Here is a 26518-nt window from a genome sequence, read left to right as displayed (position 1 = left end):
GACCCGTCGGAAGCCGGCCGAAACTCGATGCATAAATTTCTACCCAAGTTCGCCTACCTGCTCGCGACCTCTGTCGGCGTGGGATTATCTCCAACATGGCCGGGCACGGCCGGCGCAATGGTTGGAGTGGCTGTTGCCGCGGCTCTGATACCCGCATCACCTTGGCTGACGGTGCTTGCCTATGCGGCCCTGTTCGCCGTCGGCGTATGGGCGTCATCGCATGTTATCTCCCATACCGGGACGGAGGACCCGCAGATCGTCGTCATCGATGAGACCTTCGGCGCCGCCGTGACACTTTCCATGCTGCCACTCGACCCACTCTGGTGGGCAACAGGCTTCCTTGCTTTCCGGTTTTTCGACGTCGTCAAGCCTTGGCCCATCCGTATCATGCATGACAAGGTAAGGGGTGGGGCCGGCATCATGCTGGACGATGCTGCCGCGGCTGTCGTCGCTGGGGCGTTGCTGCTCCTGCTGAACGAGTTGATTGATCATTTGCCGTAACGGCGACATTCGGCCTCCAATGCCAAAGGCCAGCACGATGGTCCATGCGAGTTTAGCGACACAAGGGGAGGACCGAAGCGGTTGGCGCGGCCCTACTCGGTGACAACGAGTAGGAAGAGGCATGACGAGACGGGCAAACGGCTGAACATCGCCGGCATTCCCGGCGACGACATCGGCAAGGAAGTCGTGCCGGAAGACCGGAGGCATCCGCCGCTCACTGATGATGTTCGCACGCCTGCGTGCGGAAACCCAAGCCGTCAAGTATTTCGATCAGCATCTGTACAGGATCAGGCACACCGTGCGTTGACCGCCATGCGACAAACCCGTCCGGCCTGACCAAGGCGGCACCGCCGCTTTCAACCCCGAGCGCGGAAGGCCACCGATGGTCCAAATCAATCAGACCCCCATTGGCAAAGGCGTGGCAGGTCAGCGGCATGCGGAGGCGCTGGCTTACGGCGTCAGCGGCCTGACACCATGCGTCGTCGGCGCAGAGGAGAAGAAGGTCGCGATCGCACAAATCGAGACTCGAAATCCGCTGGCCGGCACGCCCGACCGCGAAATGCGGTAAACGCGTGCCAGGGCGGCCCGACAACTCCGTGGATTTTTGGAATGGGTGATCGTCCCGCGTGGCTTCCTGAGCCACGACACCTGCAGCGTAGCGTTGGCCAAATACCACGTCGTAATCCTCGACCATCGCGACTGGGGGAGGCAATCGCTTCGACGGATCGTCGAACCATTTCTGAAGGCGGGCGAGCGCTTGCGCCAACGTAGCCTCGATGACCGGCCGGCGCTCCATGTCATAGCCATCCAGCAAAGAGGGACCGGCATGCCCGCGTGTTACCATCGCAAGCTTCCAGGCAAGGTTATGGGCGTCGTGGATACCTGAATTGCCACCGAAAGCGCCTGTTGGGGGCATCAAATGTGCCGCATCCCCCACAAGAAACGCGCGGCCTCGGCGGAATTGGCGCGCTGTCATCGCGGCCACTTCCCAGGAGCGCGCATCGACAAGCCTAGTCGTGATATCCGACCGGCCCGCACCTCGTATGATCAGTTCCCTGCACCTGGCTTCATCAAAATCCTGGGGTTTCTCGCCCTTTTCGGGAAAGTACTGGAGCGCCAGAAGCCATCGTCCACCCTCCCTGGGCGTGAAGGTCCCGTTGAGGTCCGTCACGAAGCACGACGTGAAACGCTTGCCGCCGATCGTCGGAGGCATGTCCGTGTCAAAGACGACATTTATCCAGTGCTGAAGGCCGCCTGCCCCGCTGCGGCTGATCTCCAGCCTCTCTCGCATCGAGCCGTTCGCACCGTCCGCGACGATCAGATAGTCGGCCGAGATGGCGTCCTTTGCGCCGGTCGCGATATCGCGAATTTCCGCGCGGACGACATTCTCATCCTGTTCGAAAGCCACCAGTTCCGTGCTGAAACGTATGTCTGCACCGTTCCGCTCGGCGTAGCGGCGCAGAATCGGTTCCAGGACGTGCTGATCACACGTCGCCGGTTGCGTGGGGCTGAGGGCACTTGCATCCGGCCACGCCGGTCCGCCCCATTGAATCTCGGGATCGGTGAGATTCCTGGCGCGCGCAATAGCGCCTGCCTGCTGGTCCCCCGTACGATTTGCACGAATCTCCTCCTCGAGGCCGAGGCTTCGAAAGATCTCCATGCTGCGCGGGGAAATGCCGGCAAATTTGTACTGGATTGACGTGTCGGGATGGCGCTCGACGAGGACGCACGGAATGTCGTTGTGAGCCAAAAGGGCGGCCGCCGTCAGACCGTTCAGGCCGCCCCCGACGACGAGAACCGTGGTGTTGGTCATCTCGGATCTCCTCTCATTGATTTGATCACTTAAATATTTTGGTTGATCAAATCATATGATTGGTCCAAATATGTGTCAAGACACGAAGGAGCGTGGAATGGGACCGGGCCAAGATCGCTTGCAGCACGCCACCGAGGCTTGGCGCCTGATGTTTGATTTTCTGATGCGGTCCGCGCCGGACCGGTTGGCGGTCCAGCAGAAATTGGGTCTGACGCCCAACGACTCGCGCGCCCTCTTCACCCTCGACAAAGATGCGGGCAAGCCGATCGGAGCATTGGCCGCTCAATGGCACTGCGACCCTTCGACGGCGACCTGGCTGGTCGACCGGTTGGAGCAGGCGGGGCTCGCCGAACGGGTTCCGTCGCCAAGCGATCGCCGTGTCAAACGTGTCAAGCTTACGGCCAAGGGTGCTGCAACCATTGAGGAATTGACAAGGGAATATCACAAACCCCCTGCGGAGATGCTTGCGCTTCCACGCGCGGACCTGGATCAGCTGATCGGCCTGGTCAGAAAGTTACAGGCTGGCAAGTCCGTGGGTTGATTACATCCCGCGCGGCGTTGCTGCTGCTAAGGAAGATCAATTGGACCGTCCCAATGGCTATCAGTCTGGTTTTGTGCCTCGATCTTCAGCATCACACCTCTTCCAGTCTGCGCACGCGAGCTTTGACCCCATTGCCAATGGCATCTGCGACTTGCGAAGGGAAACCCTTTGGGAGCGATGCACAAACCAGTTCGATTGCCGCTAGCGCCCGTTGGCGCAGCTCGTCAAAGATCGCTGTGACGGGTTTTGGACCAATTCCTGCCTTGGCGGCGGTCTGGATGAAATGGCGCGGCATGACGCTATCGATAGGGTAGTGGCGTGCGTCGCCTATAGCCATCGCCAACTTCATTTTGTTGCGCCTGATCTGTCCCGCATCAAGGCTGGTCTGCGCTGAGATCACATCATATAACGGCGTCATGCGGAACCGGCCGCCGGGAGAAAGGAAGACGCTAAAATTCTTGGCATGTCCATCTGTGGCCCCGAGCAGCCAAAAGGCGACCACGGCCTTCAGAACCGCAGCTTGATCTAGCTCCGGTTGGTCGCTTCCCTTCATCAGACCAAGGATAGCCGGAACCCCAGGCCCGCCATCGGATTCGTATTTCAGCGACGGAGGCACAGACAGAGCCTGGCAGCAGTCTTCCTGGGGCAAGCGCAGGAGACGGTTGTCACTCGTCCATCGGCGATCGAAACGTTCGACTACGAGCACGCGATTGCCTTCGAATTCCTCGATTGCGGCGACGGCGCACGGGAGTCCCAGGGCGGCTGTCATCTTGAGGCAGAAAAATTCGTTTTCAACACTGAAGGAAAGGTCGATGCCATTTGGCAAGCGTCCAATCTGTGGCTTGAGGATGTGCGTTGTAGCAGTCGTCGCCAGCGGCTTGTACCAACGTCCTTTCCAGAACAAGAGCGCAGTCTTTTCCTGAGCGCCAGCGATCGAGATCCGGAAATCTTCATCCTCGCCCAGCCCGAGGGGGGCCGATGCCAGATCGCGGACGAGACGAGCAATCTCGATATCGTCAACGGGTTTGCCGTCGACAATACCGGCGGGGCCCGGCTCGACATCATCCGGCAGGAATTGCAGTGCGCCGACACAATCCCGTCCGACAGCGGCAAGCAAGTCGTAGGCGTCTATCCCTCGGGCATGAACACGCTCAGCCATACGGCGGCGAATCGGGATGCTGTCGGGCAGGAGATTGTCGAACACGGCAATGACGGGTGCACCGATATAGCGATCTTCACGTAGGGGCAGAGATAGCGAGACTGGTAGCGCATGCTCCCAGGCAAGCCAGGACGGATCATACTGAAAATCGATCGCGCCGCTGGATTGTCTATTCAGCCGCCCGACGAGACGGCTGTTCAAGAAGACGTTGAGCGGGAGGTGCCGCCGCGGACGAGCCATCAAAAGACGTCCTCGATCTCGGTCGACTTTGCTCTGGTCCGAGAGCGGACAACCAATTCAAGGTCGAGCGCTGCGAGAATGTCGCAAAGCGTTCCGAGCTGTGTCCCGGGCGCACCATTCTCGACGGCCGAGATGGTCGCTTGGCGTAGCATCGTGTGCTCCCCGACAGTGGCCTGGTTCAGGCCGAGCTTGCGGCGCCGCCGGCGGATGGCATCTCCGAGTTGCTTAGGCGTTCGGGCGATTTGGTCCACAGCGTACCTCTCCAGCTATGAGATATACGCTCAGAAGATAGATTTCAATATGCGCTAGAGCGAATAAATTGGAAGATGCGCTCCACCGTATAACCCGCCTCCCTCCCGCGTGGCCCTCACAGCCATGCCTCGATTTTCAGCTAGGCTGCTGGCCGCCGGCCAAAGCAATGCGAGGATCCATGCGGGAAGTCCTCCGAACGTCTCTCCATTACGCGCAATGCTCGAGGCAAAATTAGGCCTATTGGGTCGGCAGTGGATCGATTGTTCACACAGATCGTGCGGCACTCACCCAATCGAGGCGTGCGGCAGGTACAAGGCCGTAATTGTAGAAATTGATGCCATCGACGCCCGCCGCCAGCGCCGGTTTCACTTTGGCGGCGAGAATGTCCGGGCCTGCCATTTCCGGATGGAACAGCCGGTAACCGGTCCCAAGGAATTTCTCTGCTCCGAGCGTGGCACGGCCAGTGGCCATCAGATCTGCGACATCGCTGGCCTGCATATCGTAGGCGCACAGGATCGCGCCGTCGCAAGCCTGGCCGAGAGCCGCCAGATCGCAGCCGCCCAACCAGCCGTCCTTCAGGTCAATGATGAGGACACGTGTGCCCGGATCGGCAACGTCGCGCAGCTCGGCAACCAAGCTGGTCACCGGCTCGAACCGCCACAGCAGAAAGTCGTATAATTCTGGCCAGGGCTGGAAGGTATCGAAGCTACCGTTCGGAAAGTCCGGAAAACGCGGTGCCGGAACGGCACGATCACAGGTCTCGACGATCCACCCTCTGACCAGTTTGCGCGCCGCCTCGCCGTCAATGCCGGCACAAGCGGCGCGGGCGAGGCAGGACGGGCAAAAGCACAGCGACAGAAGGAAGTCATCTTCCGCGGTCAGCCCGACACCGTCTTTCTCGTGATGATATTCGTGGGCGAAGCTCATGAATGACGGGCTTTCGAGCTCGATTCTGTCCGGCTTGTAGGTGTGCGTAACGTCGGCGACCAGCGCGCGAACATAGGCGCGCGCATCCGGATGCGAGGGACAAAGGTTGTAATAATTGGGATCGCCGAAGGCATTTCGGGTAACCACCTGCGGATAAAGCATGCCGGCGCGGGTGTTGTGCAGGCACACCGTCCAGCACGAAACACCGAGCCCATTGGCGTCTCGTCTGCGGACGAGCTCGCCAAGCACGTCGCCTCCCTGCGAGATCACGTCCGCCACCTTGGGCTGAATTGCGAGGTCGGCCCATCGCGCGGCGGTTGGCTTGAAGTAGATCGTGCCGTCCTCCGGGAAATAGGCTTTGCGGCGCGGGCTGCGCGGCTGAAGGAAGCGTCCCGCATGATACGAGGCAGCAAGGCTGATCATGTTGAGTCCCGCGCGTTCGACCAGATCGCGTTCGACCATCTCGAAACCGAGATCCTGGACATCCCAGGGGTAGGTCCACATGGAAAGCTGCATAAGATATCCTCAGTTCTCCAGAGTGGCGCAGCAGCTAGACGCCGTGCGGTTTCCCCTTAGGTTTCTACGGGTTCGGCGACTTGCATGAGGCAGTCTCCTGCCTCGCACATTGTATGCAGCCGCCGCGAAAGCACGATGCCGTTTTCGGCAAAATGCAAGGCTTCCTCGGCAAGATCGAGCCTTTCGAGATCGTGATACCAGCCAGCCAATTGTCCGGCGTTCACGCTGTCGCCAACCCTCACGGCGGGTTCAAACCAGCCGCGGCGGGCGGCGTAGAGGCCTTGGCTATGCCGCGAAAGCGAAAGCAGTCGCGTCGGCATCGAATGCATTGACTCCGCGCCAACAACTGGCCCGTCGACCAGGCCTAGTGCAATCAGCAGATTGTCGATCGCGCGAGCGGTGATCGCCATCGTGTCGACCGTGGCGGTGCCGCCGCCCCCGAACTCACCGCTGACGCCGATGGCGCCGGCACGGCGCGCTGCACCCATGGAGGTCGGCGAGGCCTGGCCATTGTCGGCCACGAACCCATAGGGCATGCAGAGCGCCCGCATCAGCTCCACCCCGCGCCTGTGGCGCTCGGGATCGGCATTGCGCTCGACGAGTGCAGTCGGCAGATGTTCCATCGAAGTGCCCCCCGAATGGATGTCGAAGACGATGTCGTGTCGGGGGAACAGGTCTGTCTCGAGAAAGTTGGCGAGCCGGCTTGTCGGCGTGCCCGACGGATCTCCGGGAAAGGCGCGATTGAGATTGCCGCCATCGAGCGGCGAGCAGCGTTTGGCGGCCATCACCGCCGGCACATTGGCCATCGGCAGGATGGTGACGCGGCCCCTGACTCGCGCTGGATCGAGCCGGCGGACCAGCTTTGCCAAGCACAGCTCGCCTTCATATTCATCGCCGTGATTACCGGCCATAAGAAGCAGCGACGGACCCTCACCATTGCGCATGAGGCAGATCGGGACCTTGATTTGGAAATATGGCGAACGGTCTATCGAGAACGGGATGCTCAGATGGCTGAGCGTCTTGCCGTCCCGATCGAAATCGAGCGAATGGCTGATGCCGGTGTGCATGGCGGCGGTTCACACAGCCGCGACGGCGGTGACCTCAATGCGGAGGTCAGGATCAGCGAGACGCGCCTCGACGCAGGCACGCGCCGGCAGACGGGCGGAATCCACCCAGGCATCGTAGATACTGTTCATGGCGTCGAAATCGCCAATCTGCGGCAGGAAGATGTTGACCGCCACGAGCTTCGACTTGCTGCTGCCGGCCTCGACCAGGAGCGCCTCGATCTTGGAGAGTACCTCGCTCGTCTGACCCTTGATGCCGGCCTTGCGATCGTCTGCGACCTGGCCCGCTATGTGCACTAGGCCGCCATAGACGACCGCCTGCGACATGCGGGAGCCGGATTGGAAGTACTTGATCATATCGGATCCTTTCGTTCTTTTTTGGAAAGCGCGACGATGGTCAGCCGAAATAGGTGGGAAAGGCGTGGCTGACATACCCGGCCGCGTCGACGCCGAAGATCACGCGATAGCGATCAAGGCAGGTGCAGGGATGGGAGATGCCGAATTCAACGGTGTCGCCGACGGCAATGTCGTCGCCCGACGCAATTGTCAGGAAGGCGTGCTGGTCGTTGAGCTTGAAGACCTCGGCACGCGCTATCGGCAGCTGCTTGCCGGCACGAAAGATGGTCAGGACCATTGGAAAGCCCTGGTCGAACGACACGTCGCGCATGCCCATGCCGCAGATCGCAAGGCCGGGCTCCGGCCGCGACAGTACCTCGGCCCATAGGCGCAAAGCCGGACGGAACGAATTTCGTGCGGACGCATTGAAGCCGCCGACTGCAAAACCCTCGCGGGCGTCGAGTGTGCCGAGCGAGCGGTCGTAGACGCCATGGTCGTGGAAGAAGATGGCGCCGCTGCGCAGCACCAGCGTCGCGCTGCTGTCCCTAGAAACGAGAGGCGAAAGCGCTGCGACCACTTTGTCGAAGTAGACCGAGCCGCCTGCCGTGACAATCAGCGGGGTGTCGCCGCCGACGCGGGCGCGGAGCCGCAGGAACATGTCGGCTGTCATTGTCAGCAGGGCGGATATCGCCTCATCGGTGCGGTCAGGATCGGGCTGCGCCGCGGCACCTTCATAGGTTGCGACGCCGGCGATCAGCAGCCGGCCGCCGGCTGCTACAATCGCGTCGGCAATCGCCTCGGCTTCGCCGGTGGTCCGGGCGCCTGCCCTGCCCGCACCAAGTTCGACGAGCACGCGCAATGGCGGCAGCGTCGCATTGGCCCGCCAGGCTTCGGCAAGCGCATTCACGGCGGCGATCGAGTCGGCGAAAACGTAGAACTCAGCGCTTGGCCAGGCGCTGACAAGAACCGCAAGCCGGTTCGCACCACCTGGTCCGCCGACCTCATTGGCGATGATCAGCCGACAGAGTCCGGCTCTGAGCATCACCGTGGCCTGCCTTATGTCGGCGACGGTCGTGCCCCATGCTCCGGCCTCGATCAGGGACCGGGCAAGATCAGGCGCCATCGGGGTCTTGGCATGCGGGGCGATCACGGCGCCCTGCTCTCGCGCATAGCGCAGGAACAGGTCACGATTGGCGATGAAGGCCCCCTCGTCGACGGTCAACACCGGCAACGACATACGCCCATCCGCTGGATGCCAGCGCTCAGATGCGACAAGGCTGCTGTCCAAGCCGAGGGTGCCAGGCGGCACGCCGCGGATACGGTCATCGAGCAGGAAATTTTCTCGGGTCGCCAGCGACAGTACGGGTGAGCTTTCGGTCATCCGATGCTAGTCCTTCCTTTACAGGATGAAGTCCGGATCGATTTCCGATTCCGGCCACACCATGAGAGAGATGCGTGCCAACACCTTACCGCGGACCGATCATCGATGCCCACCATCACCTTTGGGATCTCGGCCTCAGCCGGCACCCCTGGCTCGCCACAACGGCTGGCGAACGCGGCGGTCTGGGGGAGCTTGGCCGCTTGCGGCGAAACTACCTTCCTGAAGATTATTTGCGCGACGCCGGCCGGCACAATGTCGTCGCAACCGTCCATGTCGAAGCCGGCTGGACCGGGGATGACTGCGTCGGCGAAACGCGGTGGCTTGAAACGCTCGACAAGTCGCGCGGCGTGGCCGCCCGTTATGTTGTTCACATACCGCTGGCGAGCCGCCAAGCGCCGGCGCTGGTCGAGGCGCAGGCGGCATTCGACCGTGTCGTCGGTGTGCGCGACATACTGAGCTGGGATCCGGATCCTGCCCGCCGTTTTGCTGTCCGTGACGGCATCATGGACGATCAGGCCTGGCGTGCCGGCCTGTCCCTGCTTGGGCGCCACCGGCTGGTTTTCGACCTGATGGTGTTTCCGCGCCAGCTCGCCGGTGCGGCGCGCCTCGCAGCGGCCTTTCCGGACCAACTCTTTGTTCTCAACCACTGCGGCAGCCCGATCGATCGCGATGCAGACGGGATGCGGGTGTGGCGCGAAGGGCTGCGGCTTTTGTCGGAGTGCGACAACGCTGCCATCAAGATATCGGATCTGGTCGCCTACGATCATGATTGGACACTCGACAGCCTGAAGCCGGTTGTCATGCATTGCATCGACTGTTTCGGTACGCAGCGAGCGATGTTCGGCAGTGACTTCCCAGTCGCCGGCCTGCATGCGTCATTCGATGCAGTATATGACAGCTTCAAAGCCATTGCAGGAGAGCTTTCCGCGGACGAGCAAACGGCGCTGTTCTTCGGCAACGCAAGGCGTATCTACCGGCTGCACGATATTTCATCGGCGGGCCTGCTCCCTGCCTGAGAGAAGCAGCAGCCCCAGAATCAGCGACCCGAACAGGATACTGCGCCAGCCGGGCGATGCGTTGACGACGGTGATCAGCGCCGTGATCGTGACCAGCAGGATCGCGCCGGGGATAGTACCGGCATAGGTGCCGAGCCCGCCCAGTATCGAGGTGCCGCCGAGCACCACGGCGGCAATCGACGCGAGGAGATAGGGATCTCCGATCCCGACATAGCCTTGGCCGTTCATGCCGAGGACCAACACACCGGCAAGTCCCGAACAGAAGCCGCTGATGCCGTAGACGGCGAGCGTGGTCGAGGCGACGGAAACTCCGGACAGCGCCGCGGCAAGCGGATTGGCGCCCATCGCGAAAATCCGGGCGCCGAGGGATGTCGCATGCATCGTGGTCAGAACGATCACGGAAATGACCACCCACAAAAGCACGCCTGCCGGAATACCGGCTGGCCGCGCATTGCCGAGCCAGCTGACCAGCGGGTTCTCGGCGGTCACGGCGCTGCCGCCGGCGATGATGATCAGGAGGCCCTGCAGGAATGTCGCCATCGCCAGTGTCATGATCATTGGATGAACGCGCAACAGCGCCACGCCCAGCCCGTTTACGAGACCTATCGCGGTCGTCAACGCAAGTACTGCAAGAACGGCTGTGAGCCCGGTCGGATCCGCCTGCAATGAGAGCAGCGGGAGGCTGACGGCACTGACCGTGACGATCGCCGCGACGGAAAGGTCAATGCCGCCGGCAATCACCACGAAGGTCTGGCCCGCCGCGACCAGGCCGATCACCGCGCCCAACTCGACCAAATAGCGCAAATGACCATAAGCGCCGAAGCCACGTGAAGCGAAGCTCGCCGCGATCCACACCGCGGCAACGATAGCGACCGTGAGGAAGGGCCGGCTGCGCAGGATCGTCAACGCCCGCCCGCCGCGCGCGCTCTCTTTCCGTGCTGTCATTGCTGCACCTTGCGGAATTGCGGGATGGCGACCGCCCCGATGATGATGAGGCCTTGGGCGACATACTGAGCAACTGGCGTGAAGCCGAGGAAGAACATGACGCTGATCATCAGGCTGAGCAGCAGGCTGCCGGCAAGCGCGCCGCGCATCGTGCCCTGGCCGCCGAGGAAGCCGATTCCGCCGAGCACCGCGGCGGCAATGGAATTCAGCGTGAAGGCTGTGCCTATGACCGGGTCGCCCGAACCCGTTTGCGCGGCGACGAACAGGCCGGCGCCTGTGCAAAGCAGACCGCTGATCGCATAGGCCGCGATCCGCGCGCCGTCGACCGGCACGCCGGAGCGATAGGCGCCGACCGGATTCTCACCGGCGGCATAGAGGCTCAACCCAAGCGGCGTGGCGAGATAGAGTTTCCACAAAAGCACGACGAGCACCAGCAACACGAATGCCGCCGGCGTGTTGCCGGCAAGCAGGTCCGACAGCCACTCCGGAATGGCGCCGCCCGGCCTCGGCAGGATGAGCAACGCAGCACCGCCGATGATGAAGGAGCCGGCGAGCGTCACCACGATGGCCGGCAACCGAAGTTTCACGACGATGAACCCCGTCGCGGCACCGATGCCGATACCGGTCAGCGCCACCACGGCGGTGCCGCCGGCTACGCCCAGCGGCCCGATCATCGTCGTCGCGGCGATTACCGCGCCGAGACTGACCATTGCGCCGATTGCCAAGCTGATGCCGCCGGTGAGCATGAGGATCGCCTGGGCCATCGCGACCAGCGCCAGCGGAAACCAGCTCTGGGTGAATTTGGCGAAGCCGGACGCCGTCAAGAGGCCGGGGAACAACACGCCGTAGGCAACGAGGAACGCCAGAACCACGGCAAACAGGCTGCGCACGCCAACATTTCGGCGCAGCTGAACTCGCCAGTAGAGGGCGCCGGCTTGGCTTGAGGATACAACCGTGCTCATGCCGCAACTTTCTGCTGTTCGGCGCCCATTGCGGCGGAGACGATGACTTCCTCGCTCAGTGCCTCGCGCTCGAGCATGGCCTTGATGCGACCTTCTCGGACCACGGCGACGCGGTCGCAAAGGTGCACCAGTTCGGGTGTGTCGGAACTGAGCAGGACGATCGCCTTGCCGGCGGCAGCGAGATTGCGAAGCATCATGTAGATCTCACGCTTGGTCTCGACATCGACGCCGCGCGTCGGATCGTTGAGGAGAAGCACAAGCGGATCGTGTGGCATCCATTTCGCCAGCGCGACTTTCTGCTGGTTGCCACCTGAGAGTGCCTGCGCCGGGCGATCGAGGTCGCCCTTGATGGCAAGCTGGGCGGCGAGTCCCCTCGCCAAATCGCGCTCGGCACGCCGGCTGCGCAGCTTCAACGCCGGCAGCCTTGCGAAGGCTGGTAGCATCATGTTGGTGATGATGGGATGGATCAAGTGCAGGCCTTCGCGCTTGCGGTCGGCCGGGACATAGGCGAGGCCGAGCGCATTGGCTTTCGGCACGCCGCCCGGCAGACCCGAAGCAGCGTTTACGGTCGCGGATGCCGACCTAGCCGGGATCGCGCCGTAGAGGCCAAGCAGCAGATCTTCCTGCCCCTGCCCGACCAGGCCGCCGATCCCAAGCACCTCGCCTGTCCTGATGTCGAGATCGACGTCGCGCATCAGGCCGGCCGAAAAATTACGAACCGAGATGGCGTTGGCTGGCGATGGCGAAGGCTGCCATCGTGGAAAGAGATCGCCGGGGTCGCGGCCGACCATCAGCCGCACCAGCCCGGCGGCATCAGTTTCTTCCAGCGAGCGGTCCGCCGTGCAGGCGCCGTCCTTCAGTACGGTGACATGCTGGCACAGTGTCATCACTTCGTTCAGCCGGTGTGAGATGTAGAGAATGGCGATGCCCTCGGCCCGAAGCCTTTCCAGCAAGTCCGTGAGGGTTTTTGTCTCGGTTGCCGATAGCGATGAGGTGGGTTCGTCGAGAATGAGCACGCGCGGCCGCCGGTAGAGCGCCTTGGCGATCTCCACCATCTGACGCCGGCCGAGTGACAGATGCCCCACCGGCGTAGACAGCGGTTCGCGAAGGCCGACAAGATCACATGCGGCCCTGGCCCGTGCGGCAAGTTCCGTGTAATCGACCAAGCCGAATCTCTTGGGATAGGCGCCGAGCCCGATATTTTCGGCGATCGAGAGGCTGGCCGTCAGGCTGAGTTCCTGTTGGACAACGGCGATCCCGGCATGCCGCGCATGAGCGGGGCTCATGCGCGATACCGGGCGTCCATCAACCTCGATCGCCCCGCCGTCCGGGCGCAGGGCGCCGGACAAAAGGTTGATCAGCGTCGACTTCCCCGCGCCGTTCTCGCCGAGCAGCGCATGCACGCGGCCCGGCTGCAGAGCGATGGAAACGTTGCGCAGGACGGGGTTGCCGAAGAAGGACTTCGACACCCCCCGCGCGGCGAGAAGCGTAGCCGTGGTTGTCAATGTTGCAACCCTTCAGGCTTATTTCTGGGCCAGCAGCTTCTTGAACAGATCCTCATCGAACGGCGAATAGATGTAACCGTCAGCCGGGAAATCCTTAGCCCGGGCGAGATATTCGTCGACGTTGGAATTGTCGATCACCGGCAGCGGGATCTTGACGAAAGCCGGCACATCCTTGCCGTCCAGCGCCTGTACGGCGGTGTAGGTGGCGAAAGCGCCGAGCCAGTTCGGCTGCATCGTCGCCCAGCTCTTCAAGCCCTTTTCCTTCCACAGTTCGAGGAACTGGCGCGCATTCTCGCCGGTGATCGGCACCTGGTCGCGACCCTGCTTGTCGAGCGCGAGCACGGCACCCGCCGACAGAGCGCCGCCGAGCGACAGGATGCCGTCGATTTCGGGATTGGCGAAAAGCAGACTGGTGACCGCTTCCTGGGCGGGCGCGACATTGTAGGGCGTGTTCGTTTCGGCAAGCACTTTCACATCGGGATAAGCCTTAAGCTCGGCATCGGCGCCTTTGCGCCGGTCGTCACTGACCGAAACGCCGGCTGGGCCATTGAGGATCAGAATTTTGCCCTTGCCTCCGATGGCGTCGATCAGGAACTTGGCCGCCTGATCGCCCCACTGTGAGGAATCGGTGTTGACCTTGGCGGTCACCTGGTCGGTGTCGACGAGGCTGTCGAAATTGATGATCGCGATGCCTTTGGCGCAGGCGTCCGCCAGCACGCGCGCCGGCGCGGTCGACGAGCCAGCGATCAGGATGATGGCATCGACATCGGAATCGATCATCGACTGGATCTGCTGAATCTGGACGTTGGCGTCGCCTTGGGCGTCGGTCACGACGAGCTTGTCGACCAAGCCTTGCTTCTTCAAAGTTTCGACTTCGGCTTCGATCGTGCCCTGTGTCTGCTTCATCCAGGTCGGAACTGAATAGATGTTGGCCCAGCCGATCGTATACGGCGCCTTGCGGTCGCCCTTGATGCATTTAGCGGCGGCGTTGGCCTGCGAACCGGCGCCAACGCTGAGGAGAAGACCGAGGCAAAGGGCGCTGGCGGATGCGAAAAACGATGATTTGGTCATGATTGTTCCCTTCTGAGGTTATGCCTGGACGTGCGGGGTCGAGACGAGAAAACCCGCCGGTTGCCGCATCTCGGAAACCGCCCTTTTTCTCGTCAGGACTCTCTGCGCCTGGCTCTTTTTTGTCCGATATTCCAGACAAGAGGCCTGTATATCGGACAGATGGGATGCTAGACTGAGCCTTGACATCTTTCAAGCGTCTTGAGACGAGGGCCGAAATGATTTTGCGCGGGGTGCGGCCCACATGAGCGATGGCGTCACTGGTTTGATCGAAAGGGAAGTCCGCGCCGAGCCGCGCAATGGCGAACGGCGCCGCGGGATTGACCGCGTCATCACGCTGCTTGAAGCGCTTCTGCGGCAGCGCGCGCCGATGCGCGTCGGCGATATCGCCAAGATGATCGGCGCGCCGCGTTCGACCACTTATGAGATCGTCAACAGCCTGCTGGAAGCCGAAATGCTCGAGAACGTCGGGACGGAAGGCTATGTCTATTTCGGAAAGGCGATGCATCTGTTCGGCTGGGCCTACTCACATCATAATGTCCATTATCGACGCATCATCGAAACCCTGGACAGACTAGGCGCGGAGACGGGCGAGACCGTCCAACTGTGTGGCCTGCGCGGGAACAAATACGTCGTCCTTGATTGCCGGGACTCGCCCGGCCCGTTCCGGATTTCAAGCGATGTCGGAGTCGAGGTGCCGATCCCGTGGACGGCGTCCGGAAGGCTGCTGCTCGGCCATATGAGCGCGCAGGAAATACAGGACTTCATTCCGCCTGGCGACTACAAGCTTCCCGACGGCCGCGTCATTGCGCCAGCCGAGTTCTTCGGCGATGTGGCTCTGGCGCGCCAGCAAGGTTTCAGCGAGACCGCCGCTCTGGCTGACCGCTTCACCTGGTGCATGGCCGCGCCCATCCGCGATGGCGACGGGGCCATCAACAAGACGCTTTGTTTCGTGTTGCCCGTCGACACGCCGGAAGCCAGGCGCAGCGAATTGCTTGCCCTGCTATGCGAGCGCGCCCGTGGATTGTCGCTGGCGGGAAGCTAGTAAAAATCGGCGCGCGAAGGTTCGGGATAGGCTCCGCTCGTTCAGCCGCAGCAGCGAGGCCGGAACCGCTATTCCGGTGGGTATGGCAAAGGCGGCAGCGCGCTCCCGCGACCACCTTTGCCCACAGTCCGCAGCGTGCCAGCACCGCAGAGTGCACGCGATGATACCGGTGCCTGGGACACCTCGTCCGGCCCGGCCACAACGCACTTACCCTCTTCATTGAGCGTCGTTGATTGCTTAGACAACGGGACGTTCCGATTCCGCCGGATCATCCATCGGCGGGAGCGGCGGCAATGGAAAGCAAAGCTCGCCTATTACCTGAACGCCCACGCCAAGCACACTTATCTGTTCGAGGTCGGACGTGCTGGATGTAGAGTCGGTTGGCGCCTGCATCAGGAAGGGACCCAGAAACGAGACGGCGTTTTGCATCGTCGTGCGGGCTTCGGCGGTCCACGAGCCGCTGAATTCCACGTTACGAACCAGAAGCAGGCCCTGAGGCAGGCAATGCGCATAGGTCTCGTCGGTCGAAGCCTTGATCATGTCGCCGCGCTTCATTCCCGGTACGTACCAATCCTCCTCGTCGACGAGGTCGGGATGCCACCATCTCGTGCCGGCGATCCGCCGGGTGATGGTGAGCATGCAATACTCGAAATGCACATGCAGTTCACTGTCCGAGGTAGTTACCTCCGTTACGACCGGGTTTTTAATGAGATCGTGAAGCTGGATTGTGGCCAATCGGTTCACGAGCGAGGTGTCCAACTGCATTTGCGTGCTGGAAGCATTTGGCTGCTCTCTGGGCGGCGAGACGTGATCTGCCTCGGCTGTGAAGTGTCGCCGGGCAGCGCGAATTCGACTGAATGTTGGCAGGGTGGCGGCCAGCGCCCGGGCGTGGAGCGGCGAAGCGGTGAGGCCACCCAGATGGTTCGCGCTGAACTGGCTCAGATTGACCGCGGTGCTTGCTGTATCCTGGATACCGAGAAACTCGACTGGCTGGGTAGCGTAGTCCGTGAGATGTGGCTGCATGCGCAGCTTTCTGACCGCTTCAACCCTTGGCACAACAGCTAATTCGGCGGCAAATGCCTTGCGCCGTTCGACCGCCTCGGAAACTGCGGTGAGGTTCGACACCACCTCTTTTGTCAACACTCGCATCTTCCATAAGTGGGGATTTGCCTTAATGGCGCCGGGTGTCTCGGTCGTGGTTGCGGTAGTGCGGGATATCCTTTGATCGAAGACATGCCAGGCCGTGCAGCTGGGCTCGGCGAAATCTGTCGGCTCGCAGCTGAATGGCAGCGCATCGGGATTGTCCCCGATATCTTTTCGTGCCTCGGCAACCATCGCGGCGATGCGCGCATAGGAAGGAGCATCAACCGGAACCCCCGGTTGCGCCCATGGGATCATCGCCAAATAGGCAGACTTGGCGGTAAGACTGCCGACAGACGAGGCGGAAACGGAGGAGGCATCGGACCGTTTCAGCCATAGCGGGTAGTCGTACTGGTCTTCCAGCCACTCCGACAGCCGCAGCGGATTGGTCACGCCATTTTGCACGATGCCATCGGCTAGCGCCTGCCCCGGATGAATGGCAAGCGCCAACGACGGGTCATTGTTGGGGTTGTAGGTCGCGATTAACGTGTCCACCACTTGCTGGCCAAGGATCGCGAGCTGATCGCTGTTCGTGCTCACAGGGACACCTCAGCCTTGCGGAGCAGCGGGCGCGTCAGCCGGTATCGCAGGCGCTCCGGCATTGGCGGCTGTCGCAGGGTTGGCCACGACTTCGGCGCTGAGTGCAGGGTCGTCCTTGCGCGGTGCGGCCGGCTGTATCTGGCCTACCCAGCCGACGATCTGCGAACCGAAAAGTTCAAGCGTTCCACCGTGTTCATTGCTGCTGAAGGAAAAACCCTGAGATGCATCGTGCTGGTTGCTGAATGCGCCGCTGCTGTCCGAATTGGAATGTTGGACCGATCCGCCGATACCGCACCAACCAACCTTGCCGCCATAGGAGGTGGAGCTGCTTTCCGTGTGTCCGCTAGCGCTGTCGACGGCGCTCTGGAATGCGCTGCCCATGCTGCCCCAGGAATTAGCGGTAATCTTCACGTTTCGAACAATCAGAAAACCCTTCGGGATCATCGGGAGCAGCTTGGGCACGTCGCCGATCTGACCTTCGATGGTCCCGTCGCTGATCGCATTCTTCTTCTGACCGGCGAGATACCAGCCGTCCATGTGGAAAAGGTCGCCAAGCAGCCATGGCCGTTCGATGCTGGCCATGAACCACTCGAATGTGACAGTTGCCGAAGAACTGCTGTCCTGATGCGACTGCCAGGAGGACTGGTCGGCATTCCAACCGTCGTTGTGGCTGGTCTCGCTGTGCGATGCATTGGCTGAGGCGCCGAAACCCAGAACGCTGTAGCCGACGCTGCCCGATGTTGATGACGACTCGTTGTTGTAGAAACTGTGTCCGAAGCTGTGTTGGCCGCCGCCACCGCTCGCCTGGTACTGTTTCGATGTGGCGGTGATTTTCATCACCCCGAAGTCATGGTTGGTGTGATCCCACCAGGAGACCGGATCGATATACGACCACGGCACCTTGATTGCCACGGCGCCACCGAGACCAACGCTATACTCGTCGTACATCTTGCGGGCCTTGGCAATCAGGGCGGCCGCGGCGCTGCCGCCGACGGACTGAAGGGTTGCAATCGCGTCGTCGATCTGTTGCCCGCCCATATCCTTGAAGTCGTTATAGGCTTGGTCGACGGCGTTCTGGTATCTGGCGCTGGTGACCGGCCATGCCTGTCCCTGGATAGGATCGGACATGGCTTGGGAGTAAGCGAGCGCGAACTCGCTGCGTGCATCTGCCAGCACCTTCTGGTTGTGTCTGTAGGCGGTGTGGCGCGGCGTATAGCCGGTAAAATTGCCGTCGGCATCCATCAGATACAATGTCTTCTGGGCATCGGCGATGCGTTTCTTGATATCGGTCGAGGGCTCAGGGATCGGTTCCGCCTGCATGCCGGCCAGGGCTGTGAAATACTCGATACTGACGGTTCGCTGGGGCCACGACACCGCAACCCCGTTGTTGGTGACCATCAACATGTCGTCAACCCGTTGAGCCGTGTTGAAGGCGCTGCTGATCGCCAATTGCAGCCTGGGATCTGGTGCCGGCATTGCGGCCAGCTGACCGGCCGGCGTCGCGGGCGTTCCGGCAGAAGGGGGAGCGGGTGGTGCTGAGAAAGCGCCCGTGGTGGAAACCGCGCCGTAGGCGCTGCCGCCGGCGGGCGTCCAGGGATTGGCATACATCTTCGGGTCGATCGGCTGGCCGACTGGAAGGTGCATGTAGACTGCCGAGCCAGACGGCGTGCCGTCGGGATTCACAAGCTGGGCCGCAACGGCGGTGTGTATCTGGTTCAGCGCGTCAAGCAGTGCTTGCGTGATGCCGCCGGTGACCTGAAGATCGTTACCAGGCATGAGAACTCTCCTTGTTTGTTGCGGCGTTGGACCATGGATCGTCACGCGGACGGGGAAAGACCAACGTCAGGTTGCGGATGTGCAAAGCCCGCGCTCCGTCGATCCGGGAGCCCTGGCCCAAGAGCAAGTTACGTCTCGTTCAGACATCGGCCGAGCAGACAATCACCAGGTCAGGAATGCCCTTGCCGGGCCCAGCCGCCTCCTTGGCTGCCGAGCATCTCCCAGCCGAAGTCTGCGGCTGTGCCTTCCGGGCACGCGTCACTAGGGCGATGGCTTCCCGCGGACCTGTGCCTGTGACAAAACCCGTGAGTGTCTGAGCCGGCTAGGCATCGACAAGGTAATCGTGATACAGCGAGTGGATACTCCGGCCATTGTCGCGGGCCTGCAGAATTCTCTCCCATAGTCCGAGATGAACCTCGCCGGGAGCGCCTTGGTGGACCACTCCGTTGAGGAACCGGATATGCCGGCGAATGTTGTCGTCGAAAGAGAGGCCTGCCGTGCGAATGTCATCATCGCCAAGCCCCTCGTCGAAGCTTCCGCCTTGCAGCTCGTCCCTGACATGACCGGACACCGCTGACAGGAAGACTTCGAAGCTGACGCCTTCCGGCAGCCCGCCTGCGGTCTGCTGGACGTTGTAGAAGTCTCTGCTGATGTAGTCGTCCTGATTGTTCTCGTCGAGAACGTGGTTCATAATCTGCCAGGTCCGGTCGCCAGCTTCGTCGGCCGAACCCTCGAAAAGATTTAATATCCGGTATGCTCTATCCTGCCATGTAGACATGTTTTGATCCTCATCGGGCTGCTTGCATGCGCGGTTTCGCGAGCGGGGTAGCCTCTCGAGGGGCCGGACGAAGCGGTTGTTTGTTTTCGACGGATTGAGTTTCTCTGACCGCAGCTTACGGATGGCTTACAGATCGAAATTTTTTGGATTCATTCGCTCTGGAAGAAACCACACGCAAGTGGATTGCATCGAAAGCCCGGTTCCGCCGGTCTATCACCCGCTCGCAGCGCGAGTAGTCTTGAACGCCGCTGGGGACACGCAGGTACGCTGCCCAAGCGCAGAGTTTATCGCTCCGGTCTCTTAGTGTTTCCGATCCCGGATTGCTGGTTAGACAAAACCGCCCCGCACACGATCGACCTGGGATTGCCCGTGAAGTTATCGGGCCGTGCAAAGAAGAGGTTCGGAGCACGCTGGCAAGACGCAGCTCACGGATGGCTTACGGGTTTTGGGCGTTCAAGATCTCAGATACGGACGCACCAGCGTGCGGATCACGTGTGAGGATTTGTATTCCCCGTTCGCTCCAACCGCCCTTTCGTAGCGCGAGAAGTCGTCTACAGCTGCGGCAGGATCACTGCTGGACAGACGTTCCCTGATGAGGGCTTGGTACACTCTTTCCGAATCTGGGTAGTACTCGAGTGCTCTCAGATAGGCTTCTCGCGCCCGGAAACCTTCTCCGGCATTCTCCCAATGTCTTCCGACGTTGATCGCCAGGTCGATATAGCCGTCCCGAACCTTGTCGGCCACCGGTATCGCCCAAGACGGAAGAGAACCCGGTGACAGTGGCGGGCCGGGGAATCTCGCCAGAAGCTGTTCCTTTTCGGGGGCTGTCGTATCCCCTTTCCTGGAAAGACCGCGGTTGAGACGGGCTTCCCAATCAGCAAGGTCGACCCACACCTTATCCGGGGGCAGACTGATCCGCCCCTCCCTCTGGACGATGAAGTCGCCCTTGCCGAGCGTCTTGCGCAGGCGGTGAAGGGCTTGCTCGCACGCCGGTTTGGCTTGATCCCCGTCGAGATCGGGCCAAAGCCAGTCATGAATGCTTTCGAGGGGACAGGTCTGGTCGCGCGCCAGGGCGAGAACCCGCAGGATATCGAGGGCACGCGTCGGCGATTTCGATCCGAGATCGAATTGAGTTCCGTCGAGCTCGATCCTGAAGCCGCCCAGTACAAAGATCTTCAGTGGCCATGGCCATTTAGCAGGCCGTCTCATTGGCGGGACGAGACGCCGCGTCTGAATGACCGAATGGCAGAGATCCGCTTCAATTCCGCGGTCAAGTGCATCCGCCAGCAGTTCGGCGAGGAGATCGGGCAGGTTGAGTAGGATTGCAGACGGGTTGACGGCCCTCAGGGCTGCCATGAACTCCGTCAGTTTCTCTTCATAAGCGGCTCCGCCCCTCCATTTCTCTTCAAAAGCGGCAGCGGCAAGAATGCAAATCTTCACCCGTTCCCGCGGGCCGCCGTCCAGCCGATCGACGACATCTGCCAACAGCGAGGCGGCCTCAGCCGGTCTTCTGTCGGCGAGAAGAACCTGGAATTTGGTGACATAATGCGGCCAGCGCTCGACCATCGGCTCGTTCGCCTCTTCGATCGCGGTCATGAACGTGTCGCAATCCCTGTAGGCTTCGACGAAGCTGCCTTGCCGCGCATGCATGGCGGCTCGGCAATCTGCGACTACGGCCACCTGAGTTGTGAAGCGGCTGTCCGCGATTTCGCCGAGCCTTGTCACGAGATCTGCGAAGCCGGCGAAATCATTGCGCAGCTTGAGCAGCAGCTGGAGATGGTAGAGACCGCTGAACTCGACGCTTTTCAGGGCTTCCCTCTCGCCCATCTCGATCGCCTTGCGAAGGGCGTCTTCGGCCGAGGCATGTGGAAACCCGCGCCTCGAGAATGAAAAATACCTGCCGCTGGCGGCGCCGAAAGAGACCAACCACATGCCAAGCACCCAAGGCGTCACCTTCGGGTCATTCAATTCGGAAGCGACGCTGTCGACCGCCTGTTCGAAGATGTCCTGCCGCCCTGACCAGACCGCATGATCAACAAGGGCTTCACTGGCAAGCAATCTCAGGTCAACCGGAACTTCACCAGTCGGATTCGACAGCTGTTGCAGGAGCTCGTCGGCGATCTTCACTCCTGCCTGTGCGGTCTCCTCGTCGGCCTCGCCGTAGTCAACCGCGCGCAACATGCCGACACCAACCAGCATCCGCTCTCTCGGGACAAGATCGGGTTGCCTCCCGCGAAGGATGGCGGCTGCCCTTCGCGTCCACCCGTCCAGGCCCCCGTGCGTCCGCCAGCTGCTTGTCTTTACGAGCACGGCGCGGATTACGGTCAGCCACTGCCCCCGCAAATCGCCGTCCTTCTCGAACGCCTCCCAAGCCCGTGAGAACCATCGCTCGGCTGCGGCGTCGTCAGGAACGTGAGCGGCCCCGATCCAGTGGAGAAGCCAGCCTTCCAGTTCTTCAGCAGGAAATCTGGTGCCCCATTCGATCAAGGTAGCCCTGCGGCCTTGGGACAGCATCGCCTCGGCGTGCTCGATGACCAACTCGCGGGCAAGCGGCCAGGCTTCTGCTTGGAGAGCCATCGATACGGCAGCGTCGACCAATCCTGCGTCGCGCAGGACCCGAGCTGCCCTTTCGCGCAAACTTGCCTGCTCTTCCGGCGGCAGCCGCGCTTCGAAGAGCCTGGACAGGTAGTCGCGCAGGAGGTCGTGGAACTGGAATCCTCCGCCTCTGAGGCCTGTTCGGGTGACCAACAGCTGCATTTGAAAGAGCCGCTCCAGCACCGGGCCGCCGACTCTGGGTCCGAGCAAGGCGTCGGCAAGACCGGAATTGATTTCGGGAAGCAGATTAAGCTTCAACAGGGTGTTCTGGTCGTCGCCTGGAACGTTCTGCAGGAACAGTCTGCCGACCACCTCCTGGAAATTTCCCTGCCCCAGAGGCATGGCGCTCATCAACTGTGGGGTACTTGATTTCTGGTTGGCGATCATGACCAGGCCGACCGCCCACCCCTTGGCGGCGGCGACCTCGATCCCCTTCTCATGGCCTGGTTCCCTGAGACCGACGAGGCAGCGTGCTTCGTCCTCCGAGAATTCCAGTGCCGTCTGGCCGATGACCGGCAGCTTGCCTGCGAGCGCGAGTTCGGCCACGCCCCCACCAGGCAGTGTACGCGATATGCAGATGCACCGGACCGTGTTGGGCAATTCCCGCAGCAGGACAGCCAGAATTTCGCGGAATTCTGGTGTATCGGCACGGTGAATATCGTCGAGGACGATGACCGTGTCCGGCACCATCTGCGCCAAGTAAGCGCGGAAGAACAGACGCGCGAATGCAGCAGCATCCTCCGCATATTCGGTTCCGAAAACAGGAAGGCTGAGTTCCCGCGCCCCAGGCGACATCGCCAGATAGTAGAACAGCCGGGCGATATCCTGGTCCTCGTCATCGACGCGATACCAGACATGCGGAGCCCGCTTTTCCTGGAGGTAATCGATGACTGCGGTGGTCTTCCCGTATCCGCCAGGGGCAGCAATCCAGCACATGCCGGATTCCAGGCACCTGTCGACCAGTGCAGCAATGCGCGGCCGCCGCGAGATTCCCGCGGGTCTTGGCATTGAAAGTTTTGCTATCGTGCCGCCGTGCACCGCCGCATCCAGATCCACCAGGCTGCACTCTTATAGCAGATGATGGGCCGGGTGCGCGTCATTTCAGCATGTAAGCCAAACGTAAGCGCGGCTCGGTCACTGTCGGCATCGTTCCAACTCATGGAGGAAACCATGCCGACCGCAACCGTTCAAACCATCTATTGTGTCCAGCCCGCCACCGGAACCGACTTCGCGGCCAACCAGGCGCTAGTCGACGCCATCATGGGCCTGACGCCGCAATTCATCCAGAACGACTTCGCCGGCAGCCTGCTGCAAGGGATCAAGTCACTGCCAAGCGTTCTTGGAGCGATCGACGCCATACGGGCCGATCCGGACAACCTGTTCATCACCACCGGGACTGAAGGCAATGTCGATGACGCTGTCTGGCCCTCTCCCGGAGCCACCAGGGAAGTCAATGCGGACCAGTCGTTCGAACCTGGCCTCGTGCTGCCGTTCGAGTATAGCCAGAATCTCTCTCTTTGGGATGAAGACGGCCCTCTTAATGGCAACGATCCACTCGGCTCCGTCACCATGGACAAGGAAGAACAAGGCATGGGTCCAATCGCCAAGATCGCCCGCTCAGCGATTGAGGGTTCGGCCTACTACGTCATTTACCGGATTGACTGACCGCGCGACAGGCATCGGGTGATGTCCACGGTCGCCGACAACACCTCAGCGAGCAGAAAGCAGCGGGCCGTGACCACCCCGTAAGCCATTCGTAAGCTCGGGCAGGTGAGCATTCCGTCTCGCAACAAGTTGATGGAGCAATGACCATGCGTCCCTACTCTCTGAACATAAGCCGCATCAAATGTCATTCGACGAACGACTATACAGGTTCTGACGACCTTGTTGGAGTGATGGGTCCTGTTCGCTTCCCGATTGGATCCTTCACTCCGGGAAACGACTACAATCTCGACATCAAACAGATCGTTCCAGCCGGTGAATTCTACCTTAATATTATCGAGACCGACCTTTCAGGCGATGACGAGATAGGGATGATCGACCTGTCCGCGATCATGGATTTCCAAACCGTGAAAAACGTGCAGGGCGCGGATGCCAGTTACGACATCACCATCCTCGTCCAATCCGTATCAGACTAGCTCTAGCATGCGCGATCCGCACTCGAAGCAGGATCGCGCCTGCTCCGCCTTGGATGTCTGGTGCCTCCGGCGAGGGTGGCCTCTCCGCGCCAGGAACTGCTCCGAACTCAAGCTCGGCGAGCGATCCGGTTCCGATCGAGCTTCTTGACATGCATGGATCGGTTCCGGTCGGACCGTTCTTTGAAGACCTTGCAGAGAAGGTCATGGACATCAAAGACGTCTGGGAGCTGTTCCCGGGGCGGAGCGCCCGGCCCTGTAATTTTGGTTCCGAAACGGGAACTCGACAGATGGCTTGGGGTAGCGCCTCCCGACGACGCTTGAGCCTTCCTGCTAGGAATGTGGGGAGGACGCCGCCAACTAGCCCCTTAGACTGCACTCTGGCGGCCAGATAGAATCATGCAGATTATACTCTGCTGAACTGGTTTATTTAAGAGTAATGCCAATAGGCCCATCAGGAGATTGAAATGCTTACTCAAGTAACCGTACCTTACTCTCCCGGCTACGACTATGGAAAAGGTGTCGATCTTGCGACGGGTAGTCCGATGGGTCATGTCGTCGATGGCGCATTTTCCGGCGTCGACGATGCAATGGGGTCCATATCTTCATTCGACATACGCCGTATTCACACCACCGCCGAACTCGAAAAGTCGCTGAGCATCAATGTCGAAGCGAGCGGCGGGTGCGGGTGCTTCTCCGCGTCCGGAAGGTTTGACTTCGCCCAAAGTTCCAAGATCCAGAGCAGTTCCCTGTTCCTGCTCATCTCCGCCAAAGTAACGCTGCCCTTTCACGGCATCGACGAACCAAAGCTGAGCGGCTCGGCGGCGGCGATATCGAGCAATCCCGAGCTCTTCCAATCACGCTACGGGAACATGTTCGTGAACGGGGTAGGACGCGGCGGGATGTTCCTGGCCGTCCTGCAGATGGATACAGCCAGTTCCGAGGAGGCCCAAGCCGTTTCGATGGAGTTGTCGGGGTCCTACGGGCTGTTTTCTGCCGACGCCAAGATGAAAATGGAGAGCATGCAGAGGCATTTCCATGAAGACGTGCGCACGACCGTCTACCACGAAGGCGGCCCGATCAATCTGATCATGGGGGACGTAACGGATCCCAGCCAGATGTATGGGCTTCTCCAGCAATGGCTGAACGCATTCCAGACCGATCCGAACGCCAATGCCGTTCCTTATTTCGTCACCCTAGCTCCAATCTCCATCGCAGATGGACCGATCCCGCCGAACGCAGCGCAGGTCCGGCAAGCCCAGGATGTTCTGGTTGAGTGCGCGAAGGAGCGCAGCAGCCGGCTAGACCAGATGAACCTGATGGACTTCATTACGCTCAATCCAGGCAAGTTCACCTTCACGGCACCGACAACCCTGCAGATGGTTCAGGAGGCATTCCGTGGTTTCCAAGTCGATATAGACATCATCGCGCAAGCCGCCGCCGCGGCGATCAACGATCCTAAAACAGCGTGCCTGCCGGTTGATTTCGCCGCGAAGCAGACGCCGGCCCGGCGTTTCCCGCAAGGGCTGACGCCCGATCCATTTCCGGAAGGCGCGAAGGGGCTGAAAAGGGTTTATGCAGACAAGGGAAAAATGATGGTCAGCCGCGACGCGTTGTTGAGCGGGATGCGAGAACTAGAGCCAGACGGCCCCGCCAAGACCGGGTTTGATATTGGCGTCGCGATGCCCGGAGCAGACACGCTATGGGGCCCGGGAAAGCAGCTTTTCATGGATGGCCTTGATGCTGACGAGCGCGTTGGCTGCGAGGATTCAGCGTTCTTCATTGTCGCCCGGAATGCGCAACTCGGCCTCGCGACCGTCGGCGCGAAGATCGCGGAGAAGACCTCGACGGATGCCTTTAAGGCTGCCCGCACTGCAGAGCCGCCCGGCATGTACACTCTGGGCTTCGACATCGCCTCGGGCCTCTTCGGCGACGCGAGGCTCGGCGCGCGCGGCCACACCGCACGGGGCCCCGGATCCCTGGGGATCAGGGCAGCCCTCGACCCGAGAGGTCAGCGCGGCTTTGATGCAGCGATGACGCTGTACTCGGTTGCCTGACGACGGGAGCGTCTGATCAACAGGCCAGAGAGCACATTCTCGTTTCACTGCTCAAGCCTGTCAGGCACCGAAAACCACCAGATCGGCCAGCTTGAAGAGCGAGCGCAGGCTTGATTGGAACGGCTGGAGACTCGGCGCCCGTCGGTTCAATGCGTCAAATTTTCGTCTGGACGGGCTGCTGAGCCCAATGGGATCATTTCTGGTTCGGTGAGCGGGATGTGCAGAA

At 61.2% G+C, this 26518-nt stretch carries 22 protein-coding genes; 7 read left to right on the top strand and 15 right to left on the bottom strand.

What is annotated here, in order from left to right; genetic code table 11:
* The first annotated feature begins 27 nt into the window (after nt 1–27).
* A complete protein-coding gene (locus NKH01_RS28240; protein WP_031193801.1) occupies nt 28–501 on the top strand; it encodes a phosphatidylglycerophosphatase A family protein in 474 nt (157 codons plus the stop codon).
* Nucleotides 502–715: 214 nt separating this feature from the next.
* On the opposite strand, the gene NKH01_RS28235 is transcribed toward NKH01_RS28240, so the two are convergent.
* Nucleotides 716–2314, bottom strand: coding sequence for an FAD-dependent monooxygenase (locus NKH01_RS28235; RefSeq protein ID WP_353023452.1), 1599 nt, complete (start codon nt 2312–2314; stop codon nt 716–718).
* Nucleotides 2315–2411: 97 nt separating this feature from the next.
* Between NKH01_RS28235 and NKH01_RS28230 the strand changes: the two genes are divergently transcribed.
* A complete protein-coding gene (locus tag NKH01_RS28230) occupies nt 2412–2855 on the top strand; it encodes a MarR family winged helix-turn-helix transcriptional regulator (protein WP_353023450.1) in 444 nt (147 codons plus the stop codon).
* A gap of 91 nt (nt 2856–2946) precedes the next feature.
* Here NKH01_RS28230 and NKH01_RS28225 read toward each other — a convergent pair whose 3' ends face one another.
* From NKH01_RS28225 to NKH01_RS28200, 6 genes are all read right to left on the bottom strand, one after another.
* Nucleotides 2947–4254 (bottom strand): type II toxin-antitoxin system HipA family toxin, encoded by a 1308-nt coding sequence (locus tag NKH01_RS28225; RefSeq protein ID WP_353023448.1) that lies wholly within the window; start codon nt 4252–4254, stop codon nt 2947–2949.
* Nucleotides 4254–4505, bottom strand: coding sequence for a helix-turn-helix domain-containing protein (locus NKH01_RS28220; RefSeq protein WP_023718464.1), 252 nt, complete (start codon nt 4503–4505; stop codon nt 4254–4256). The genes NKH01_RS28225 and NKH01_RS28220 overlap by 1 nt, the downstream gene beginning before the upstream one ends.
* A gap of 265 nt (nt 4506–4770) precedes the next feature.
* The gene (locus NKH01_RS28215; RefSeq protein WP_023718465.1) at nt 4771–5949 is read right to left on the bottom strand and encodes a hypothetical protein; all 1179 of its coding nucleotides are present in this window, start codon (nt 5947–5949) and stop codon (nt 4771–4773) included.
* 56 nt (nt 5950–6005) lie between these two features.
* Entirely contained in the window at nt 6006–7016 is a 1011-nt protein-coding gene (locus NKH01_RS28210; RefSeq protein ID WP_023718466.1) for a succinylglutamate desuccinylase/aspartoacylase family protein, read from the bottom strand.
* 9 nt (nt 7017–7025) lie between these two features.
* Nucleotides 7026–7370, bottom strand: coding sequence for a RidA family protein (locus tag NKH01_RS28205; protein WP_353023446.1), 345 nt, complete (start codon nt 7368–7370; stop codon nt 7026–7028).
* A 40-nt stretch (nt 7371–7410) separates the two neighbouring features.
* A complete protein-coding gene (locus NKH01_RS28200) occupies nt 7411–8730 on the bottom strand; it encodes an alanine racemase (protein WP_352717066.1) in 1320 nt (439 codons plus the stop codon).
* Nucleotides 8731–8804: 74 nt separating this feature from the next.
* Between NKH01_RS28200 and NKH01_RS28195 the strand changes: the two genes are divergently transcribed.
* Entirely contained in the window at nt 8805–9746 is a 942-nt protein-coding gene (locus NKH01_RS28195) for an amidohydrolase family protein (protein WP_353023444.1), read from the top strand.
* Here NKH01_RS28195 and NKH01_RS28190 read toward each other — a convergent pair.
* From NKH01_RS28190 to NKH01_RS28175, 4 genes are read right to left on the bottom strand one after another with little or no spacing between them, the layout of a single operon-like run.
* A complete protein-coding gene (locus NKH01_RS28190; RefSeq protein ID WP_156948048.1) occupies nt 9720–10691 on the bottom strand; it encodes an ABC transporter permease in 972 nt (323 codons plus the stop codon). The two genes, NKH01_RS28195 and NKH01_RS28190, sit on opposite strands and share 27 nt — an antisense overlap.
* Nucleotides 10688–11653 (bottom strand): ABC transporter permease, encoded by a 966-nt coding sequence (locus NKH01_RS28185; protein WP_023718471.1) that lies wholly within the window; start codon nt 11651–11653, stop codon nt 10688–10690. The genes NKH01_RS28190 and NKH01_RS28185 overlap by 4 nt, the downstream gene beginning before the upstream one ends.
* On the bottom strand, nt 11650–13158 hold the full coding sequence (locus NKH01_RS28180; RefSeq protein ID WP_023718472.1) for a sugar ABC transporter ATP-binding protein: 1509 nt from the start codon (nt 13156–13158) through the stop codon (nt 11650–11652). The genes NKH01_RS28185 and NKH01_RS28180 overlap by 4 nt, the downstream gene beginning before the upstream one ends.
* Before the next feature lie 18 nt (nt 13159–13176).
* Complete coding sequence (locus tag NKH01_RS28175) at nt 13177–14229, bottom strand: substrate-binding domain-containing protein (protein ID WP_353023441.1); 1053 nt, start codon at nt 14227–14229, stop codon at nt 13177–13179.
* A 241-nt stretch (nt 14230–14470) separates the two neighbouring features.
* Here NKH01_RS28175 and NKH01_RS28170 point away from each other — a divergent pair, with 241 nt between their 5' ends.
* A complete protein-coding gene (locus NKH01_RS28170) occupies nt 14471–15271 on the top strand; it encodes an IclR family transcriptional regulator (RefSeq protein WP_353023439.1) in 801 nt (266 codons plus the stop codon).
* Between the two features lie 237 nt (nt 15272–15508).
* Here NKH01_RS28170 and NKH01_RS28165 read toward each other — a convergent pair whose 3' ends face one another.
* The 4 genes from NKH01_RS28165 to NKH01_RS28150 form a co-directional block, all read right to left on the bottom strand.
* The gene (locus NKH01_RS28165; protein WP_353023438.1) at nt 15509–16951 is read right to left on the bottom strand and encodes a hypothetical protein; all 1443 of its coding nucleotides are present in this window, start codon (nt 16949–16951) and stop codon (nt 15509–15511) included.
* 9 nt (nt 16952–16960) lie between these two features.
* Nucleotides 16961–18772, bottom strand: coding sequence for a hypothetical protein (locus NKH01_RS28160; protein WP_353023436.1), 1812 nt, complete (start codon nt 18770–18772; stop codon nt 16961–16963).
* A 277-nt stretch (nt 18773–19049) separates the two neighbouring features.
* Nucleotides 19050–19505 carry a hypothetical protein gene (locus NKH01_RS28155; RefSeq protein WP_023718478.1) on the bottom strand — a complete coding sequence of 152 codons (456 nt, stop codon included), beginning with the start codon at nt 19503–19505 and terminating at the stop codon, nt 19050–19052.
* Between the two features lie 453 nt (nt 19506–19958).
* Nucleotides 19959–23036, bottom strand: coding sequence for an AfsR/SARP family transcriptional regulator (locus NKH01_RS28150; RefSeq protein WP_353023434.1), 3078 nt, complete (start codon nt 23034–23036; stop codon nt 19959–19961).
* A gap of 234 nt (nt 23037–23270) precedes the next feature.
* Here NKH01_RS28150 and NKH01_RS28145 point away from each other — a divergent pair, with 234 nt between their 5' ends.
* The 3 genes from NKH01_RS28145 to NKH01_RS28135 all read left to right on the top strand — a co-directional run bounded on the left by NKH01_RS28145 (nt 23271) and on the right by NKH01_RS28135 (nt 26292).
* Entirely contained in the window at nt 23271–23765 is a 495-nt protein-coding gene (locus NKH01_RS28145) for a hypothetical protein (RefSeq protein WP_031193811.1), read from the top strand.
* A 140-nt stretch (nt 23766–23905) separates the two neighbouring features.
* The gene (locus NKH01_RS28140; RefSeq protein ID WP_023718481.1) at nt 23906–24238 is read left to right on the top strand and encodes a hypothetical protein; all 333 of its coding nucleotides are present in this window, start codon (nt 23906–23908) and stop codon (nt 24236–24238) included.
* A 464-nt stretch (nt 24239–24702) separates the two neighbouring features.
* Entirely contained in the window at nt 24703–26292 is a 1590-nt protein-coding gene (locus tag NKH01_RS28135; RefSeq protein ID WP_353023432.1) for a hypothetical protein, read from the top strand.
* Nucleotides 26293–26518: the final 226 nt, after the last annotated feature.

It is taken from the genome of Mesorhizobium sp. M1403 (assembly GCF_040317695.1).
Lineage (GTDB): Bacteria > Pseudomonadota > Alphaproteobacteria > Rhizobiales > Rhizobiaceae > Mesorhizobium.
This window is presented reverse-complemented; position numbering and strand designations above follow the sequence as displayed.

Coding starts and splice junctions, on each gene's coding strand:
- NKH01_RS28240 (WP_031193801.1), top strand. CDS start 28: ATGCATAAATTTCTACCCAAGTTCGCCTACCTGCTCGCGACCTCTGTC.
- NKH01_RS28235 (WP_353023452.1), bottom strand. CDS start 2,314: ATGACCAACACCACGGTTCTCGTCGTCGGGGGCGGCCTGAACGGTCTG.
- NKH01_RS28230 (WP_353023450.1), top strand. CDS start 2,412: ATGGGACCGGGCCAAGATCGCTTGCAGCACGCCACCGAGGCTTGGCGC.
- NKH01_RS28225 (WP_353023448.1), bottom strand. CDS start 4,254: ATGGCTCGTCCGCGGCGGCACCTCCCGCTCAACGTCTTCTTGAACAGC.
- NKH01_RS28215 (WP_023718465.1), bottom strand. CDS start 5,949: ATGCAGCTTTCCATGTGGACCTACCCCTGGGATGTCCAGGATCTCGGT.
- NKH01_RS28210 (WP_023718466.1), bottom strand. CDS start 7,016: ATGCACACCGGCATCAGCCATTCGCTCGATTTCGATCGGGACGGCAAG.
- NKH01_RS28205 (WP_353023446.1), bottom strand. CDS start 7,370: ATGATCAAGTACTTCCAATCCGGCTCCCGCATGTCGCAGGCGGTCGTC.
- NKH01_RS28200 (WP_352717066.1), bottom strand. CDS start 8,730: ATGACCGAAAGCTCACCCGTACTGTCGCTGGCGACCCGAGAAAATTTC.
- NKH01_RS28190 (WP_156948048.1), bottom strand. CDS start 10,691: ATGACAGCACGGAAAGAGAGCGCGCGCGGCGGGCGGGCGTTGACGATC.
- NKH01_RS28185 (WP_023718471.1), bottom strand. CDS start 11,653: ATGAGCACGGTTGTATCCTCAAGCCAAGCCGGCGCCCTCTACTGGCGA.
- NKH01_RS28175 (WP_353023441.1), bottom strand. CDS start 14,229: ATGACCAAATCATCGTTTTTCGCATCCGCCAGCGCCCTTTGCCTCGGT.
- NKH01_RS28170 (WP_353023439.1), top strand. CDS start 14,471: ATGAGCGATGGCGTCACTGGTTTGATCGAAAGGGAAGTCCGCGCCGAG.
- NKH01_RS28155 (WP_023718478.1), bottom strand. CDS start 19,505: ATGTCTACATGGCAGGATAGAGCATACCGGATATTAAATCTTTTCGAG.
- NKH01_RS28150 (WP_353023434.1), bottom strand. CDS start 23,036: ATGTGCTGGATTGCTGCCCCTGGCGGATACGGGAAGACCACCGCAGTC.
- NKH01_RS28145 (WP_031193811.1), top strand. CDS start 23,271: ATGCCGACCGCAACCGTTCAAACCATCTATTGTGTCCAGCCCGCCACC.
- NKH01_RS28140 (WP_023718481.1), top strand. CDS start 23,906: ATGACCATGCGTCCCTACTCTCTGAACATAAGCCGCATCAAATGTCAT.
- NKH01_RS28135 (WP_353023432.1), top strand. CDS start 24,703: ATGCTTACTCAAGTAACCGTACCTTACTCTCCCGGCTACGACTATGGA.